This is a genomic window from Atopomonas hussainii (genome assembly GCF_900109735.1).
GTDB classification, from domain to species: Bacteria; Pseudomonadota; Gammaproteobacteria; order Pseudomonadales; family Pseudomonadaceae; genus Atopomonas; species Atopomonas hussainii.
The window spans coordinates 155119-171393 of the sequence record NZ_FOAS01000003.1 but is presented as its reverse complement, the minus strand read 5'-3'; the positions used below and the strand labels follow the sequence as shown (position 1 = coordinate 171393).

The window sequence follows — 16275 nt, the reverse complement described above, 5'->3', positions numbered from 1 at the left end:
CAACCTCCCGCCGCTGCGCGGATTGGCCTAGAGGCCACTTCAGCACGGCGGGTTTGCTCTTTTTTTTGAGGTAACCCATGTCGTTTCCTTCCCTGAATCAGCTGATCGATCACGAAGCCTTTTTGCGCCGCCACAACGGCCCCGATGCTGCCGAGCAGCAAAGCATGCTGGAAAGCCTTGGGCTGGCCAGCCGCGAAGCGCTGATCGATGAAACCGTCCCCGCCGCCATTCGTTTCAACCGTGCGCTGGAGCTGCCCGCCGCGCTGAACGAAGAAGAAGCGCTGGCGCGTTTGGCCGGTATCGCCAAGCAAAACCAGCTGTTCACTAGCCTGATCGGCATGGGCTACTACGGCACGCACACCCCTAAGGTGATCCTGCGTAACGTGATGGAAAACCCGGGCTGGTACACCGCCTACACGCCCTATCAGCCAGAAATCGCCCAAGGCCGTTTAGAAGCGCTGCTGAACTTCCAGCAAGCGGTGATCGACCTGACCGGGCTGGACTTGGCCAGCGCCTCGCTGCTCGATGAGGGCACCGCCGCTGCCGAAGCCATGGCCTTGGCCAAGCGCGTGGCGAAGAGCAAATCCAACCTGTTCTTTATCGCCGACCATTGCCACCCGCAGACCATTTCGGTGGTGCAAACCCGTGCCGAAGCCTTTGGCTTTGAGGTGCGCGTGGCGCCCTTGGCCGAGCTGGGCAACGAGCCGGTATTCGGCGCGCTGATTCAGTACACCGACACTTGGGGCGAAGTGCACAGCCTGAAGAGCCAGATCGAAGCCCTGCACGCACAAGGCGCGATTGCCTGTGTGGCCGCCGACATGCTCAGCCTGATGCTGCTCGAAGCACCGGGCAAGTTAGGTGCCGACGTAGTGTTCGGCTGCGCGCAGCGCTTTGGCGTGCCGATGGGCTACGGCGGCCCGCACGCGGCGTTCTTCGCCACCCGCGACGCCTTCAAGCGCGCCATGCCGGGGCGCATCATTGGCGTGTCGAAAGACGCCCGCGGCAACACCGCGCTGCGCATGGCGCTGCAAACCCGCGAGCAGCACATCCGCCGCGAGAAGGCCAACTCGAACATTTGTACCGCGCAGGTGCTGCTGGCCAACATGGCCGGCTTCTACGCCGTGTACCACGGCCCGCAAGGCTTAAAGCGCATCGCCCAGCGTGTGCATCGCTTAACCGCCGTGCTGGCTGCCGGTTTGGCCGCTAAAGGCCTGGAGCGGGTTAACAGCCACTTCTTCGACACCCTGACCTATCGCGTTAGCGCCGAGCAGCAACAAGCCATCGTGGCTCGCGCCGAAGCCGCGCGCATCAATCTGCGCATCGCTGACGGCCTGCTGGGCGTGAGCTTGGATGAAACCTGCTCCGAAGCCACCTTAGCCGCACTGTTCAGCGTCTTCGTGGGCGAAGGTCATGGCTTAGAAGTCAATGCGCTGGATGCCAGCGTCGCCCTCGGCCTGCCCGAGGCGCTGGAGCGCAGCGAACCCGTGCTGCAACACTCGGTGTTCAACAGCTACCACAGCGAAACCGAGATGCTGCGCTACCTGCGCACCCTCGAAGGCCGCGACTTGGCGCTCAACCACAGCATGATCCCGCTGGGCAGCTGCACCATGAAGCTCAACGCCACCGCCGAGATGATCCCGGTGACCTGGCCCGAGTTTGGCGCGCTGCACCCCTTCGTGCCTGCCGCGCAGGCGCAGGGTTACGCGCAGATGATCGGCGAGTTGGACAGCTGGCTGCGCGCCATCACCGGCTTCGACGCTATCTGCATGCAGCCTAACTCCGGCGCGCAGGGTGAATACGCCGGCCTGCTGGCGATCCGCAAATACCACGAAAGCCGTGGCGAAGGGCACCGCAACGTGTGCTTGATCCCGGCTTCTGCGCACGGCACTAACCCGGCCACCGCGCAAATGGCTTCCATGCGCGTACAAATCGTCGAGTGCGACAAGCAAGGCAACGTCGATATTGAAGACCTGCGCCGCAAGGCCGCCGAGTGCGCCGAGCAGCTGGCCTGCTTGATGATCACTTACCCCTCGACCCACGGCGTGTACGAGCAGGGCATTCGCGAAATCTGCGAAATCGTCCACCAGCACGGCGGTCAGGTGTACATGGACGGCGCCAACCTCAACGCCCAAGTTGGTCTGGCCCGCCCAGCCGACATCGGCGCCGATGTGTCGCACATGAACCTGCACAAAACCTTCTGCATTCCGCACGGCGGTGGCGGCCCGGGCATGGGCCCGATCGGCGTGAAAGCGCATTTGGCGCCGTTCGTGGCGAATCACCCGGTGGTGCCGATCAGCGGCCCGAACCCGGAAAACGGCGCCGTCAGCGCCGCGCCGTGGGGCAGTGCGAGCATTCTGGTGATCAGCTGGATGTACATCGCCATGATGGGCCCGCGTCTGAAAGACGCCACCGAAGTGGCCATGCTCAACGCCAACTACTTGGCCAAGCGCCTTTCGGCCGCCTTCCCGGTGCTGTACAGCGGCCAGAACGGCCGTGTCGCCCACGAGTGCATCATCGACCTGCGCCCGCTCAAAGCCGCCAGCGGCATCAGCGAAGAAGACGTCGCCAAGCGCCTGATGGACTACGGCTTCCACGCGCCGACCATGTCCTTCCCGGTGCCCGGCACCTTGATGATCGAGCCGACCGAGAGCGAGTCCAAGGCCGAGCTAGATCGCTTCGCCGACGCCATGCTGGCCATCCGCGAAGAAATCGCCAAGGTCGAACGTGGCGAGTGGCCGCTGGACAACAACCCGCTGATCCACGCGCCGCACACCCTGGCCGACATCACCGGCACCTGGGAGCGCCCCTACAGCGTGCAACAGGCCGTGACCCCGCTGCCGTTCGTCGCTGCCAGCAAGTTCTGGCCCAGCGTCAACCGCATCGACAACGTCTACGGCGACCGCAACCTGTTCTGCGCCTGCGTACCGATGGAAGACTACCGCTAAGGGTTAGCCCCCAGCGGTCAACAAAAAACCGGCAGCCTTGGCTGCCGGTTTTTTATTGCCTTGAGACATGCCTTAGCAGTGTTGGGCCGGAGCAGGGACCAAAACAGCAAAAAGGTAAAACGCTAGACAACAAAAAAGGGCTACGCTTTCGCGTAACCCTTTGATTTGTATGGTGCCGGCACCAGGAGTCGAACCCGGGACCTACTGATTACAAGTCAGTTGCTCTACCGACTGAGCTATACCGGCATAGGTCGCGCATTATACCTAGCGTTTTCTTCGTGTAAATGCCTGTTTTCCATCGAATTTAGGCAAAGGGCGAAAAGCGCGAACTGAACCTCTTAAGCGTGCAAAACGCCCGCGCTGCGTTACTTGGCAGTGCGGGCGTGTTGCGGCGCTGTTGCTGACTTACTGCTTGCGCAGTTCGAGGTTGTCGATCAGCAGGTTGTGTTGCTTCTGGGTGCCGACCAGCAGCAGGTCAGCGCGGGTCAGTTTGCCAGCGGGGACCTGTACGTTGCCTTGCAGCACAGCCCAGTTGTTGCCTTGGGTGGTAACGCTGGCGATGGGCAGGTACTGGCCTTGGCTGCCTTCTACTTCTACATACAGGTAGGCGCTGGCTTGGGCTTGCAGGCTCTTGTTGCTGCCGATGCGTACGTCGGCGCGCAGGCTGTATGCACTGCCGGCGTCGATGTTGCCCAGCAGGCTGTGGCTGGCGCCGCTGTTTTCGGCACTGCGGCGGTAGGCGACTAGGGCTTTGCTGCCGTTGTGTCCGTAGCGGCTGTTACCAGCGCGTGCGTGGAAGCCTGCAAAGCCGCCGATGCCGTTCTCGAAGTCGAAGCGGATCACGCTCGGTGCCGGCGGTACGCTCGGCGCGCTGGTGCTGCTTTCAACCAAGCTGATTTCATCGGCGAGCAGGCTAGCGCCGCTGGCTGTCCAGATCGCCACGTAGACGTTACGTAGGTTGCTGGCCGGCTGGTAGGTGAAGCTGCGTTCTAGCGGGGTGAACTCGTTGCCCGTCACGGAGGCTTGCACCAGCTGGCTGCTGCTGTAGGTCAGGCGGCCATCGGTGGTTTCGGACAAAATCGCTAAGTTGACGTTCTCGCGGCTGTTGGCGGCTTTGAGCATCACTTTGCCGCGCAGGGTGTAAGCGGTGCCGTTGCGCAGGCCGCTCACCGGGGTGGCGGCGAGGTCAAAGCTGTTGGTGTCGAGCAGCAGGGCGTTGTCGCGGCAGTCTTTGGCGATATTCACGGTGCTTAGCTGGCCGGCGCCAAACAGGGCTTGCCAGCCGTCGGTGTTGGCAAATTCGCCGTTGCTGACGAGGCCTTTCAGCGCTGGCTTGCTGCACCACGGCAGCGTCGGCGTTGGGGTGACGGGGTCGGTCGGGGTGGTGGGGTTGCCGGTGCTCGGTACTTTGCTGGGGCGGAAGCCGGCAATCTGGCTGGCCATGGTGTTCAGCGCGCGAGTCGCGTCGGCGCGGCCGTCCATGCCACAGGCTTGGCCAGAGCATTCGCTTTTCACCAGCAAGGGGTTAGAGAAGTACGGCGCTTGAGTACGGGCGTTGAACACGTGCGGATAGCCCATGATGGTGCTGAACTTGCCGTACACACCGTAGCCGCGGCTCCATTCGTGGGTGCCGCTATGGTTGCTGCTGGCGTAGTAGCCGTCTTGCTGGTCTTGCTCGTAGGAGTGGCGCAGGCCCATGTTGTGGCCGGCCTCGTGAGCGAAGGTGTTGAGGCCGCAATCCACGCCCACCAAGTTGTAGGCGATGTCTTTGGCCCAGCTGTAGAAGGCGTCGCTGTTCTTCGCGCCGGAGCCCATGTAGCCGATGCCGCACGTGATGTAACCATTGCCAGCGTTGGCGGCCAGGTTGATCAGGCTGACCACGTCGGCGCCGTACTGCTCGCGCAGACGTTGTACTTGGCTGTCTTTACGCAGGGCGTCGAGGTTGGCGCTGGTGACGTCGGCATAGTTGGCCCAGTCGAGCTTTTGTTTGTGCACTAAGCGCAGACGCAGGTCGATGTTGCTCTGCGCATAAGCGGTGTTGCTGTATTCGATATAGCTGGCGATACGCGCGTCGATATCGCGGCCATTGCTGGTTTTGGTCGCGGCATCGGTGTACAGCACCATGATGTCGACCGTTTGTGGCGCGGCGAACGCCAGTGGGGCCGCCAAACCAAGGGCGGCGCCAAGCCAATTGCGAGCGTGCATAGGAATATCCTTATTGTGTGGGTGAGGTGTTGTACTTAGCTGTTGGCCGGGATGGCCGGTGGTGGCAGCTCCCCAGCGGGCAGCTCGACCGTGTCGCCATGCGGATCAGCGCGGCGGGCGAGGTCGTTTTCGTTGGTGACCACAGTGCGGCCACTACGGTTGTCGATGATCACGCTGTAAGTGCCTTGCAGCGTGGTGACGCTGATGTGGGTTTCCAGCGCGCCGCGCACCAGCGTCATGCGCTCAATCTCGCTGCCTTCGGGCAGGGCGCCTTGCCACACCGGCACACCGGCATTGTTGTGGGTGCTGTCGAGCTGCACGCGCACCGGCTGTTCAACGCCGGGCAGGCCCATGACCAGCTCTTGGCCAACGCTTAACTCGCTGAGCCAAGCGGTGTCGATGTCGGTGTGGTATTGCGGTGTGCCGTCAGCCAGTGCGCTTTCGCGCAGCTGCTTGGCTTGCCACAGCTCGTGCCGCGCTTGGCCGGCTGCGGCCTTGGCGGCTGGCGCGCGCAGTTCGATAGTGTCGCTGCCTTCTGCGCTGCTGGGCGCGGTGGCGCTGATCTGCGGTTGCAGGCTGACGCTCACAGGTTGCGGTGTTGACGCGGCGAGGGGCGCCGGCGCGGTGTCTGTGGGTTGGCTTAGCCAGAGAGCGCCGGCAACGCCTGCCAGTACCGCCACGGGTACGCCGATCATCCATAAAGTGCGCATAACGAGAGTCCTAAACCAGTCAGTGATGCAGCAGTCTAGGACGGGGTTAGGCGCAACAACGGAGCTGGATCACACTCTGCTCGCAGCCAAACGGGCGATGTTGTGTTTTATTGCGTGCGTCGCACCGCAAGTGTTTAGGCGATCACGTTTTGTGCCGATCCCAATACGGCTCGGGGCCGAAGTGGTTGGCGAAGAAGTCGATAAAAGCGCGCACTTTAGGTGCCAGAAGACGCGCGCTGGGGTACACCGCCCACAACGCGGTGTCGCTGGCCAAGGGGTAATCGGCCAGCACTTGCACAAGCTCGCCGCGCGCCAGTTGTTGGTAGGCGCTCCAGGTCGAATTAATCGACAAACCTAAGCCTGCTACGCAGGCATCACGCATGGCCGTGCCGTCATCCACCCGCAGTCGGCCTTGAGTTTTTACGCTGATGACGCCACTTGGGCCGGTGAAGCTCCAATGGTCTAGGCCAAGCAGGTTAATACACTGATGGGCGCTGAGATCTGCCGGCGTTTGTGGTGTGCCGTGGGCGGCTAAATACGCCGGTGCGGCGCAGACGATGCGTCGATCCGCGGCTAGCTTGCGGGCGATTAAGCTGGAGTCTTTCAGCGCCGCATTGCGGATGGCGACGTCGAAACCGCCCTCGACCAAATCGACCATAGTGTCGCTGAGGCGCAGATCCAGCTGCAGGTGCGGAAAGGTAGCGAGAAAGCCGGCCAGCGCTGGCAACACATGCTGGCGGCCAAATGAGCCCGGCGCGGTGACACGCAAAACACCGCGCGGCGAGCTTTCCCCAGCACCCACCGCCGCGCGCGCTTGCTCGGCGCTGGCCAGTACATCCTCGGCATGCGGCAAAAAGGCTTGGCCTTCTTCGGTGAGCGACACCTTACGCGTGGTGCGGTGCAGCAAACGCACGCCGAGGCTGTCTTCCAGCTTGGCCAAATGCGCACTGGCCACCGCCGGCGACAAACCCAGCTCTTGCCCGGCTTGGCTGATGTTCTGCGTGACGGCAAGACGGACAAACAGTTTGAGGTGCTCTAGGTTCATAACTTTCAGCGCAATCTAAACGATGGGTACTTTAAAGGCTTAACTATCAATGAAAGTTTGTTTTTTGAGCGTTGTTTGCCCAGGCGAGCAGCAATAGCGACCAGTCAGGTGATGTCTTGCCCTTACGCCGTCACTTCCGACGCAGGGTTAATCACCCGGCCTAGGCCTAAGTTGCGCAGGTACAAGTCAACCACGCTGCGAATCACTTGCGGGTTGTCCATGCTCTGCACTTGGGTAAGCAACTCTTGCGCTTGCTGTTGACTGACTTGACGCAGTAGCCATTTCACCCGTGGCAGGTTGTTGGCGTTCATCGACAGGCTGTCGAAGCCCATGGCCATCAACAGCACGGCAGCGGCGGGGTCGCCGGCCATTTCGCCACAGATGCTCACCGGCTTGCCTTCGGCATGGGCGTCTTGCACCACTTTATGCAGCGCTTGCAGCAAGGCGGGGTGGTAGTAGTCGTACAGCTCGGCCACGCGCGGGTTGTTGCGATCAACGGCGAGCAAATACTGGGTCAGGTCGTTGGAGCCAATCGAAAGAAAATCGGCATGCCGGGCTAGTTCGCGCGCTTGGTAAACGGCGGCGGGCACTTCGACCATCACGCCAATCGGCGGCATAGCGACGTCTACGCCCTCATCGCGCACTTCGCCCCAGGCGCGGTGAATCAGGTGGCTGGCTTCTTCTAGCTCATGCAGGCCGCTGATCATCGGCAGCAGAATGCGCAGGTTGCCCAGCCCAGCACCGGCCTTGAGCATGGCGCGCACTTGCACGAGGAAGATGTCCGGGTGGTCGAGGGTCACGCGGATGCCGCGCCAACCCAAGAAGGGGTTTTCTTCTTTGATCGGGAAGTACGACAGCGGTTTATCGCCGCCGACATCCAGCGTACGCATGGTCACAGGCTGCGGGTGGAATGCCTGCAGCTGCTCGCGGTAAGTGGCTTGCTGTTCTTTCTCGCTGGGGAAGCGCTCCATCACCATAAACGGCACTTCCGAGCGATACAGGCCCACGCCTTCGGCACCATGATTGAGCGAGCGATGCACATCGGCGAGCAAACCGGTGTTCACCCACAGCGGCATGCGGCGGCCGTCGGTGGTTTCGCAGGGCTGATCGCGCAGCGCTTCTAAGCCTTTGACCAGTTCGCGCTCGTCTTCAATCACCGCGCGGTATTGGCGCTGCACTTCGTCAGACGGGTTGCTGAACACTTCGCCGTGGTAGCCGTCGACTACCAGCGTCAGGCCATCGAGGCGGCTGTAAGGCAGCTCAGTGGCGCCCATCACGGTGGGAATGCCCATGGCGCGGGCAAGAATGGCTACGTGCGAGTTACCCGAGCCTTTCACCGACACCAAGCCGACCAGTTTGTCGGGGGTGATTTCGCCGAGCATCGCGGGGGTGATTTCTTCGCTGACCAAAATGGCCTGCTCAGGGATTTCTACTTTGCTTTTGTGCGCTTGCTGCAGGTGCCCGAGCACACGTCGGCCTAGGTCGCGAATGTCGGTGGCGCGCTCGCGCAGGTAGGCGTCGTCCATAGCGTCGAAGCGCTTGATGTGCTGCTTGACCACTTGGCGCACGGCGCCTTGCGCCCATTGGCCGGTGCGGATGATGTCTTCGATTTCTCCGGAGATAGTCGGGTCGTCGAGAATCATCAGGTACACATCAAATAGTGCGCGCTCTTCGGGGCGCAGGGTGCGTTCTAGGCGCCCGGCGATTTTGCGCACTTCTTTGCGTGCGGCCTCAAGGGCTTCTTGGAAGGCAGCGAGTTCGCTGCCGACATCATCGGCCTCGCGGTCGGGCACGGCGTCTAAGTCGGCTGGTGGCAGCATCACCACCGCCGTACCGATCGCCACACCCGGGGCGCCGGGCACCCCCAAGAACTTGGCATCTTGCACGGGCTTGGCTTTGCGCCCGAGGCCACGAATTGAGCCCGTGGCTTCCGCGTGGGCAATCACGCCGGAGAGCTGCGCGCTCATGGTGACCAAGAAGGCCTCTTCGCCTTCATCGAACTGACGACGCTCGCGCTGCTGCACCACCAGCACGCCCATCACCCGACGGTGATGGATGATCGGCACACCGAGGAAGGAGTAATACTTTTCTTCGCCGGTTTCCGGGAAGTAACGAAAGTCTTTGTGCGCGGGGGCGTCTTCGAGGTTAAGCGGCTCTTCGCGGCGGCCGACTAAGCCCACCAAGCCTTCATTGCGCGCCAGCGATACCTTGCCCACCGCGCGCTTGTTGAGGCCTTCGGTGGCCATCAGCACGTAGCGCTGCTCGTCGGGGTCGAACAGGTAAACCGAGCACACTTGGGTGCCCATCACCTCGCGCACGCGCTGCACGATAACGCTCAATGCCGCTTTCAGATCTTTCGCGGTGCCGACTTCCTGGGCGATTTGCCGCAGGGTCTTGAGCATATCGATGGCCAAGCGCGCTACTCCCTAACTGTGAGCCTGGGGGCCAGTTCGCGCATGGCTTTGCGGTACACCTCGCGCTTAAACGACACCACCTGATTGAGTGGATACCAGTAGCTGACCCAACGCCAGCCATCAAATTCGGGTTTATGGTTTAAATCGACACGCACATTGCGCTCGTCACTGGTTAAGCGCAGTAAAAACCACTTTTGCTTTTGCCCAATGCACAACGGCTTACTGTGCGTACGCACCAAGCGTTGTGGCAGGCGATAACGCAGCCAGCCTTTGGTGCAGGCGAGGATTTTGACATCCGTCTCAGCCAGCCCTACCTCTTCTTGCAACTCGCGGTACAGCGCCTCTTCTGGCGACTCGCGCCCTTGAATGCCGCCTTGCGGAAACTGCCAAGCATCTTGATTGATGCGTTTGGCCCACAACACCTGACCGAGGTCGTTGGCCAGTATGATGCCGACATTGGGGCGAAAACCATCATTATCGATCACGGTACAACCCCTAATCTTTCAATGTCTTGCATTCTTCCACAAAGGCGCAAGTAGCGGCAACGCGCCAGCCTCGGCTGTCATAGGCAGGTCATGCTTAGGCAGGTATGCTGGTCGGCCTTTTTTTACCTTGATGGAGAGCGTCATGGCCTTGGCCCTGTTTGATCTGGATAACACCTTGCTGGCTGGTGACAGTGATCATGCTTGGGGCGATTTTCTGTGTCGGCACGGCATTGTCGATGGCGACGCTTACAAGGCGCGGAACGACGAGTTCTACCAAGACTATTTAAGCGGCAAGCTGGATATTCGTGAGTACCTGAATTTTTGCCTGGCCGTGCTGGGCGAGCACCCGCAAGAGCAGTTGGATGCCTGGCACGCGCAGTTTATGGCCGAGTGTATCGAGCCGATCATTCTGCCCGCCGGCGAGGCCTTACTGACCAAGCACCGCGCTGCCGGCGACACAGTGCTGATCATCACCGCCACCAACCGCTTTGTGACCGGCCCGATTGCGCGCCGCTTAGGCGTTGAACACCTGCTGGCCACCGAGTGCGAGCAAGCCGATGGCCGCTACACCGGCCGCACCACCGATGTGCCGTGCTTTCGTGAAGGCAAGGTCGAGCGTCTGGCGCGTTGGCTAAAAGACACCGGCCACAGCCTTGAGGGCAGCTATTTTTACAGCGACTCGCACAACGACTTGCCGCTGCTTCAGCAAGTGAGCACGCCGGTGGCGGTCGACCCGGATGACACCCTGCGTGCACAGGCCGAGCAGGCGGGCTGGCAGGTGATTAGCTTGCGTTAAACCGGATCAGCGCGGCGCAGCCGGTATACTGTGCCGCGCGATCGACGATCGCTCCCACCCATAATGACAACAGGGAGCCGCCATGACCCCGCTGCGACAGCAGGTCTACCTCTACTTAGAAGACAACCAGCGCTGGCTGCCGCGCCTGCTGCAGCTGGCGATTGCCTTGCTGATTTTGGCCAACGTGGCGGCGGTGATTTTAGAGTCCGTAGCGCGTATCGAGGCGCAATATGCCGAACAGTTTGTGCTGTTCGAGCGCATCTCGGTGGCGCTGTTCTCGCTGGAGTATTTACTGCGCTTGTACAGCGCGCCGGAGCACCCGGCCTTTGCTGAGGCCCGCTCGCCGCGTGTGGCGTACCTGTTAAGCCCGATGGCCTTGGTCGATTTGATCGCCATTGCGCCGTTCTATTTAGCCCTGTTTATCAACGTCGATACGCGCATCTTGCGCGTGCTGCGTTTGCTGCGCGTGTTTAAGCTGGCGCGCTATTCGGCATCGTTAGAGCTGCTGGGCACTGTGATGCGCAAAGAGGCGTCCAGCTTTGCCTCGGCGCTGTTTGTCATGCTGATCATCATTATCTTTGCCGCTAGCGGCATGTACGCGGTGGAGCGGCATATTCAACCGGAGCACTTCGGCTCGATTCCTGCGGCCATGTGGTGGGCTACGGTAACGCTCACCACCGTCGGTTATGGCGATGTGGTGCCGATGACCGCACTGGGCAAAGCCTTTGGCATGCTCATCACTCTGGCCGGCGTGGGCATGGCTGCTTTGCCGGCGGGCATTTTGGCCTCGGGTTTTTCCCGCGAGCTGGAGCTACGCCGCGAGCGTTTTAGCGAGCAAGTGCAGGTCGCGCTGGCCGACGGCCACTTGAGCGACGACGAACGCGATGCGCTGGATGACAGCGCCGAAGAACTGGGCATTCCCGATGAAGACGCCGCCGCATTGCTTGAGCGCGCCCAGCAGAATAAAAAATGCCCGCACTGCGGCGGGCACCTATAGCGCTGGGCGACTCAGAGGCTCTTCACGAAAACCTTGGAGTTGCGTTGAAAGTTATACAGCGAGGCGCGTGAGCTGGGCAGGCTTTCCACCCCGCAGGTGACAAAGCCGCGCTCTTGAAACCAGTGCGCGGTGCGCGTGGTGAGCACGAACAGCTGATTCAGACCAAGCGTCTTAGCGCGCTGTTCGATACGCGCCAGTAGCTCGTCACCGCGCCCGCCTTGGCGGTATTGCGGGTTGACCGCCAAGCAGGCCAGTTCACCAGCTTGCGAGTCCGGCAGCGGGTAGAGTGCCGCGCAGGCGATGATTAGCCCGTCGCGCTCGACAATGCTGAACTGCTCGATTTCGGTTTCCAGCACCTCGCGTGAGCGGCGCACCAGAATGCCTTGTTCTTCCAGCGGACGGATTAGCTCCAGCAAGCCGCCCACGTCGTCGATGGTGGCTTCGCGCAAGCGCTCGAATTGCTCTTGCGCCACCATAGTGCCGCCGCCGTCGCGGGTGAACAGCTCGGTGAGCAGCGCGCCGTTGTTTTGGAAGCTGACAATATGACTGCGCCGCACACCGCCCTCAGCCGCCTGCGCCGCCGCGTCGAGCAGCTCGGCCTGATAGCAGGCGCCTAAGCGCTGCAAATGCGCGCGGGCTTGGTAGGGGCGCAGTTCACGCACCAGTTGCTCGTTGTCATCCAGCAGACCGGCTTCTTCGCCGTAGAGCACCAGCTTGTCGGCTGCGAGGGCAATGGCGGCGCTCATGGCCACGTCTTCGCAGGCGAGGTTGAAGATCTCGCCGGTGGGCGAATAACCCAGCGGCGAGAGCAGCACAATGCTGCGCTCATCCAGCAGGCGTTGAATGCCTTTGCGGTCGATACGCCGCACTTCGCCGGTGTGGTGGTAGTCGATGCCATCGTGTACGCCCAGCGGCCGGGCGGTGACTAAGTTGCCGCCTGCCACGCGTAAGCGCGCGCCTTGCATCGGCGAGGCGGCCATATCCATCGATAAGCGTGCTTCGATTTCCACGCGCAGACGGCCCACGGCATCCATCACGCATTCCAGCGCCGCGCCGTCGGTGACCCGTAAGTTGTTGTGGTAACGCGGCGACAGGCCGCGCTCGGCCAAGCGCGCCTCAATTTGCGGCCGCGAGCCGTGCACCAGCACCAAGCGCACGCCAAGGCTGTGCAGCAGCACCAAGTCGTGAACGATATTGCCAAAGTTGGGGTGCGCCACGCCTTCGCCCGGCAGCATGACCACAAAGGTGCAGTCGCGGTGCTGGTTAATGTACGGCGAGGCATGCCGCAGCCAGTTTACGTAATCAAGCATCAGCGCTTCCTTGAGGCTGGGGTTCGGCTGGGCGCAGGCAGCACTCGTCGATTAAGCCGCGAAGCAGCTGGACGGTGGGCTCAATGCGCGCAAGGTCGAGATATTCGTCGGGTTGGTGCGCACAGGCAATATCCCCCGGACCTAAAACAATGGTTTGGCAGCCGAGGGCTTTTAAATACGGCGCTTCGGTGGCAAACGCGGCGGATTCTGCCGAATGCCCGGTGAGGCGTTCGGCCAGTTGCACCAGTGGGCTATCGGCCAGTTCTTCAAACGCCGGCACGCCGGGGAACAGCGGGCCGTAGTCGATCTGCACTTGGTGTTCGGCGGCAACGTCGGTGAGCTGCGCGCGGATTTGTGCGCGTAACTCGTCGCTGGCCATGCCCGGTAGTGGGCGCAGGTCAAATTCCAGCGCGCACTGGGCGCAGATACGGTTGGGGTTATCGCCACCGTGTATGCAGCCGAGGTTTAGCGTTGGCACCGGCACGCCAAACAGCGGGTTCTGCCAACGTTTTTGCCACTGGCCGCGCAAGTCGAGCAGGCGGCCAATCACCGCATGCATGGCCTCCATGGCGCTGTGGCCGAGGCTAGGGTCGGAGGAGTGCCCGCTCTGCCCGGTGATGTTGATCTGCTCCATCAAGATGCCTTTGTGCAAACGCACGGGGCGCAGGCCAGTGGGTTCGCCAATCACCGCCTTGCGCGGCAGCGGACGGCCCAGCTTGGCCAGCGCGCGGGCGCCAGACATGGAGCTTTCTTCGTCGCAGGTGGCGAGAATCATCAAGGGCTGTTGCAGCTTATCCAGCGGCAGCTCTTTGAGTGCTTCAATAATCAGCGGGAAAAAGCCCTTCATGTCGCACACGCCGAGGCCGTACCAGCGGTCGTCGCGCTCCAGCAGCTTGAGCGGGTCGAGGCTCCAGCGGCCGCTATCAAACGGTACGGTGTCGGTATGCCCGGCGAGAATCAGCCCGCCGGGGCCTTGGCCTAAGGTGGCGAGCAGGTTGAATTTGCCGGGCTCAATCTCTTGCAGTTCGCAAGCAAAGCCAAACTCGCCAAACCATTGCGCCAGCTGCTCGACGACGGGCAGGTTGCTTTGGTCCCACTCTGGCTGAGTGCAGCTCACCGAAGGTAAGGCAATCAGCTGACTAAATTGCTGTTTTAGGCTGGGCAAAGGCATCGCGGCTCTCCGTCGTTGAGCCTTCATCATAGGGCGCTTGTGCGCTTAGCCCAAATCGACAGGCAGAAAAAAGCCGCCGGGCAGAGCCTGCGCGGCGGCTTTTGGGAGAACTTGTCAGTGCGATTAAGCGAATAAAGTCCGCAGGATGGTAAAGAACACCACCGACAGCAAAGCGCCCACCGGCAGGGTGATCACCCAAGATAGGAAGATCTGCCCCACCACGCCCAAGTTCAGCGCCGCAATACCACGGGCCAAGCCGACGCCCAGCACCGCACCGACCAAGGTGTGGGTGGTAGAAACCGGCAAGCCTAACGCCGAAGCACCGACCACTGTGGTGGCGGTAGCCAGCTCAGCGGTGAAGCCACGACTGGGGGTCAGTTCGGTGATTTCTTTACCGATGGTGGCGATGACTTTGTAGCCATAAGTGGCCAAGCCAACCACGATGCCCACGGCACCCAGCAGCAGCACCCAGCCTGGTACGGCTGATTTAGAAGCGGCCTGCGCTCCGGTTTCCAGCGCGCTAACAATCGCAGCCAGCGGGCCAACGGCGTTCGCTACGTCGTTGGAGCCGTGGGCAAAGGCCATGGCGCAGGCGGTGAAGATCATCAGCACAGCGAAGATTTTCTCCACGCTGGCGAAGTGGAACTGCTTGTCCGCTTCCACATCGACTTTGATGCGGCTAATCAGCGCCATGCCGACAAACATCACGAATAGGCCGACGCAGATAGCAATCAACAGGCCTTCCACGGTGCTCAGGTGCAGGCCAATATGCTTCAGGCCTTTGGTCACGGTCAGGATGCTCACCACAAAACCGGTGAGGAACATGTAGAACGGCACGTAGCGCTTGGCGTTTTTAAACGGATCATCGCTGTTGATGATCAGCTTCTGCACGGTGAGAAACAGCACAAAAGCCACCGCACCCGACAGTACCGGCGACACCACCCAGCTGGCGGCGATCGGCGCTAAGCCTTCCCACTTCACCGAGTCCATCGATACGCCCACCGCAGCAAAGCCAATCACTGCGCCGATAATCGAATGCGTGGTAGATACCGGCCAGCCTTTCATCGAGGCCACCAGCAACCAAGTACCGGCCGCCAGCAGGGCCGACATCATGCCTAGCACCAGTAAGTCCGGCGGAATCACCGAGGCATCGACGATGCCGCTTTTAACCGTGTCGGTTACTTCGCCGCCGGCTAAATAAGCGCCGCAGAACTCGAACACCATGGCGATGATGATCGCTTGTTTGATGGTCAGTGCGCGCGAGCCGACGGAGGTACCCATGGCGTTGGCAACATCGTTAGCGCCCACACCCCAGGCCATGAAGAATCCAAACAGACAGGCCAGCAGCAACAACACTGTGCCGTATTCAGCAATCAGAGACATGTGAAATTTCTCGTTGGTTAAGACAATCCGCCGGCGTTAACGCGCCAGCAGTTGTTCCAGGCGGTTGCCCACGCGCTGGGCACGGTCGGCGACATCACCGATCCAATCGATCACCTGGTAGAGGAACATGACATCCACCGGCGGCAGCTGCTTTTCCAGTTGGAACAGCTGCTGACGCACTTCCACTTGCAACTTGTCCGTGTCGTTTTCAATTTGGCCGAGTTCTTCGATCAGGGTCTCGACCAGTTGCGCTTCGCGGCCGGCGAAACCGCTTTCCAGCAGTTCGTCCAGCTCTTGAACGGCTTTCTTGGCTTGCGCGCTGGCATCCACCGTGCGTTGCACGTAGTGGGTCATCAGCGGCTGCATCGGCTCGGGAATGGCCATCTGCCGGCCCAGCATCAGGCCAGAAATATCCTTGGCGCGGTTGGCGACCTTGTCCTGTACACTGAGCAGCTCTAGCAGGTCCGAACGCGGCACGGGCAGGAACAAGCTTTTCGGCAGGTGCAGACGCACATCTTTTTTCAGCTTGTCGGCTTCATGTTCCAATTGCGACATTTCTTTTTGAATGTGCGCAGCTTGCTCCCAATCACCCGCGCAGGCGGCCTCAAAGAACGGCAGCAAACGACTGGCGCACTCATGAGCCTTTACAATGTGATCCTGCATTGGGCCAATGGGCGAGCGGGCAAACAGCCCCATCAAGGATTTAGTCGGCATACGGCAATACCCCGTAAAAATTTCGCGGCAGTATAGGGATCACGCCCTCGATCTGCCACTTTCTGTCATTAAATGGTCATAAGCCTCTGGGCTCAGCACG

The 16275-nt window shown here is 61.2% G+C and carries 12 protein-coding genes and 1 tRNA gene; 3 read left to right on the top strand and 10 right to left on the bottom strand.

Annotated elements, in window-relative coordinates:
- The first annotated feature begins 77 nt into the window (after positions 1–77).
- Positions 78–2945 carry an aminomethyl-transferring glycine dehydrogenase gene (gene gcvP / locus BMX80_RS03840; RefSeq protein ID WP_074865304.1) on the top strand — a complete coding sequence of 956 codons (2868 nt, stop codon included), beginning with the start codon at positions 78–80 and terminating at the stop codon, positions 2943–2945.
- Between the two features lie 170 nt (positions 2946–3115).
- On the opposite strand, the gene BMX80_RS03835 is transcribed toward gcvP, so the two are convergent.
- The 6 genes from BMX80_RS03835 to BMX80_RS03810 form a co-directional block, all read right to left on the bottom strand.
- A tRNA-Thr gene (locus tag BMX80_RS03835) sits at positions 3116–3191 on the bottom strand.
- A gap of 159 nt (positions 3192–3350) precedes the next feature.
- Positions 3351–5150, bottom strand: coding sequence for a biofilm-associated metzincin protease Mep72 (mep72, locus tag BMX80_RS03830; RefSeq protein WP_074865301.1), 1800 nt, complete (start codon positions 5148–5150; stop codon positions 3351–3353).
- A 35-nt stretch (positions 5151–5185) separates the two neighbouring features.
- The gene (gene bamI / locus BMX80_RS03825; protein WP_074865298.1) at positions 5186–5860 is read right to left on the bottom strand and encodes a biofilm-associated metzincin protease inhibitor BamI; all 675 of its coding nucleotides are present in this window, start codon (positions 5858–5860) and stop codon (positions 5186–5188) included.
- Positions 5861–6002: 142 nt separating this feature from the next.
- Complete coding sequence (locus BMX80_RS03820; RefSeq protein ID WP_074865295.1) at positions 6003–6905, bottom strand: LysR family transcriptional regulator; 903 nt, start codon at positions 6903–6905, stop codon at positions 6003–6005.
- 122 nt (positions 6906–7027) lie between these two features.
- Positions 7028–9307 carry a phosphoenolpyruvate--protein phosphotransferase gene (gene ptsP / locus BMX80_RS03815; RefSeq protein WP_071871102.1) on the bottom strand — a complete coding sequence of 760 codons (2280 nt, stop codon included), beginning with the start codon at positions 9305–9307 and terminating at the stop codon, positions 7028–7030.
- A 17-nt stretch (positions 9308–9324) separates the two neighbouring features.
- A complete protein-coding gene (locus BMX80_RS03810) occupies positions 9325–9804 on the bottom strand; it encodes an RNA pyrophosphohydrolase (RefSeq protein WP_071870929.1) in 480 nt (159 codons plus the stop codon).
- Between the two features lie 142 nt (positions 9805–9946).
- On the opposite strand from BMX80_RS03810, the gene BMX80_RS03805 reads away from it, so the two are divergent.
- Positions 9947–10600: a histidinol-phosphatase gene (locus tag BMX80_RS03805; RefSeq protein ID WP_074865293.1), complete on the top strand. Its 654-nt coding sequence runs from the start codon at positions 9947–9949 to the stop codon at positions 10598–10600.
- An 82-nt stretch (positions 10601–10682) separates the two neighbouring features.
- Complete coding sequence (locus tag BMX80_RS03800) at positions 10683–11597, top strand: ion transporter (RefSeq protein ID WP_074865290.1); 915 nt, start codon at positions 10683–10685, stop codon at positions 11595–11597.
- A gap of 11 nt (positions 11598–11608) precedes the next feature.
- On the opposite strand, the gene argA is transcribed toward BMX80_RS03800, so the two are convergent.
- The 4 genes from argA to BMX80_RS03780 form a co-directional block, all read right to left on the bottom strand.
- The gene (gene argA, locus BMX80_RS03795) at positions 11609–12907 is read right to left on the bottom strand and encodes an amino-acid N-acetyltransferase (protein ID WP_074865287.1); all 1299 of its coding nucleotides are present in this window, start codon (positions 12905–12907) and stop codon (positions 11609–11611) included.
- Positions 12900–14078 (bottom strand): acetylornithine deacetylase, encoded by a 1179-nt coding sequence (argE, locus tag BMX80_RS03790; protein WP_074865284.1) that lies wholly within the window; start codon positions 14076–14078, stop codon positions 12900–12902. The genes argA and argE overlap by 8 nt, the downstream gene beginning before the upstream one ends.
- A 123-nt stretch (positions 14079–14201) precedes the next feature.
- Positions 14202–15461 (bottom strand): inorganic phosphate transporter, encoded by a 1260-nt coding sequence (locus BMX80_RS03785; protein WP_071870934.1) that lies wholly within the window; start codon positions 15459–15461, stop codon positions 14202–14204.
- Between the two features lie 36 nt (positions 15462–15497).
- Entirely contained in the window at positions 15498–16175 is a 678-nt protein-coding gene (locus tag BMX80_RS03780; RefSeq protein WP_071870935.1) for a TIGR00153 family protein, read from the bottom strand.
- Positions 16176–16275: the final 100 nt, after the last annotated feature.